Genomic DNA, 2,286 nt, shown 5'->3' with positions numbered 1-2,286 from the left:
TTTTTGTTGCTGGGGTTTTCTTCAAGTTTTTGTTGGAGAGTTTGATCCTGGCTCAGGACGAACGCTGGCGGCGTGCTTAACACATGCAAGTCGAGCGGAAAGGCCCTTCGGGGTACTCGAGCGGCGAACGGGTGAGTAACACGTGAGTAACCTGCCCTAGGCTTTGGGATAACCCCGGGAAACCGGGGCTAATACCGGATATGACTGGCTGCCGCATGGTGGTTGGTGGAAAGATTTTTCGGCTTGGGATGGACTCGCGGCCTATCAGCTTGTTGGTGGGGTAATGGCCTACCAAGGCGGCGACGGGTAGCCGGCCTGAGAGGGCGACCGGCCACACTGGGACTGAGACACGGCCCAGACTCCTACGGGAGGCAGCAGTGGGGAATCTTGCACAATGGGCGGAAGCCTGATGCAGCGACGCCGCGTGAGGGATGACGGCCTTCGGGTTGTAAACCTCTTTCAGCAGGGACGAAGCGTTTGTGACGGTACCTGCAGAAGAAGCGCCGGCCAACTACGTGCCAGCAGCCGCGGTAAGACGTAGGGCGCGAGCGTTGTCCGGATTTATTGGGCGTAAAGAGCTCGTAGGCGGCTTGTCGCGTCGACTGTGAAAACCCGTGGCTCAACTGCGGGCTTGCAGTCGATACGGGCAGGCTAGAGTTCGGTAGGGGAGACTGGAATTCCTGGTGTAGCGGTGAAATGCGCAGATATCAGGAGGAACACCGGTGGCGAAGGCGGGTCTCTGGGCCGATACTGACGCTGAGGAGCGAAAGCGTGGGGAGCGAACAGGATTAGATACCCTGGTAGTCCACGCTGTAAACGTTGGGCGCTAGGTGTGGGGGGCCTCTCCGGTTCTCTGTGCCGCAGCTAACGCATTAAGCGCCCCGCCTGGGGAGTACGGCCGCAAGGCTAAAACTCAAAGGAATTGACGGGGGCCCGCACAAGCGGCGGAGCATGCGGATTAATTCGATGCAACGCGAAGAACCTTACCTGGGTTTGACATCGCCGGAAATCCTTCAGAGATGGGGGGTCCTTCGGGGCCGGTGACAGGTGGTGCATGGCTGTCGTCAGCTCGTGTCGTGAGATGTTGGGTTAAGTCCCGCAACGAGCGCAACCCTTGTTCGATGTTGCCAGCGCGTTATGGCGGGGACTCATCGAAGACTGCCGGGGTCAACTCGGAGGAAGGTGGGGATGACGTCAAGTCATCATGCCCCTTATGTCCAGGGCTTCACGCATGCTACAATGGCCGGTACAATGGGCTGCGATACCGTGAGGTGGAGCGAATCCCAAAAAGCCGGTCTCAGTTCGGATCGGGGTCTGCAACTCGACCCCGTGAAGTCGGAGTCGCTAGTAATCGCAGATCAGCAACGCTGCGGTGAATACGTTCCCGGGCCTTGTACACACCGCCCGTCACGTCACGAAAGTCGGCAACACCCGAAGCCGGTGGCCTAACCCTTGTGGGGGGAGCCGTCGAAGGTGGGGCTGGCGATTGGGACGAAGTCGTAACAAGGTAGCCGTACCGGAAGGTGCGGCTGGATCACCTCCTTTCTAAGGAGCGCCATCCGTCGAAGGGCGGTATGGAGCCTCGGTTGCCTGTGTTGGGTGATGGGGTGCTCATTGGTCGGAGACACTGGCTAGTTGGTTTTGGCAGCGGTTTGATGCTCTTGTACACGCTCTCTTCGGGGGGTGGTTGGAAGGGGTTGATGATGCGGCTGGGGCTGGCGTTGGACACCCTGTTGGGTCCTGAAGGAATGACCGTGTGGTTGTTTCTTGGGCCGTGTGGTCTGTGATGTCGCCGGTTGGTGGTGTTGCGGGTTGGCGGTTTGCCTGGCGTGGCTTGCTTCGTATACCGGATGCTGGCTTTTGCCTCCTGTGAGGGGGTGGGGTTGGTGTTGCTGGTGCGGGGTGGTGGTTGCGGGTTGGTTGTTTGTTGAGAATTACACAGTGGACGCGAGCATCTTTGTGGTCAAGTTGTCAAGGGCGAACGGTGGATGCCTTGGCACCAGGAGCCGATGAAGGACGTGGGAGGCCGCGATAGGCCTGGGGGAGCTGTCAACCGAGCTGTGATCCCAGGGTGTCCGAATGGGGGAACCCGGCATCAGTCATGTGATGTCACCTGCACCTGAACTCATAGGGTGTGTGGAGGGAACGCGGGGAAGTGAAACATCTCAGTACCCGTAGGAAGAGAAAACAATTGTGATTCCGTGAGTAGTGGCGAGCGAAAGCGGATTGAGGCTAAACCGGCTGCGTGTGATACCTGTCAGGGGTTGCGTGGTTGGGGTTGTGGGA

The 2,286-nt window shown here is 59.0% G+C and carries 2 rRNA genes; both read left to right on the top strand.

Annotation, left to right across the window (positions count from 1 at the left end):
• Nucleotides 1-29 precede the first annotated feature (29 nt).
• Nucleotides 30-1,545: ribosomal RNA gene (locus B118_RS0124775) — 16S ribosomal RNA — on the top strand.
• A 416-nt stretch (nucleotides 1,546-1,961) separates the two neighbouring features.
• A 23S ribosomal RNA gene (locus B118_RS0124765) occupies nucleotides 1,962-2,286 on the top strand; the annotation flags it as partial.

This window comes from Salinispora pacifica CNR114 (assembly GCF_000514775.1).
Taxonomy (GTDB): Bacteria; Actinomycetota; Actinomycetes; order Mycobacteriales; family Micromonosporaceae; genus Micromonospora; species Micromonospora pacifica.
Note: the sequence above shows the minus strand (reverse complement) of the source record. Positions and strands in the feature narration are given on the sequence as shown.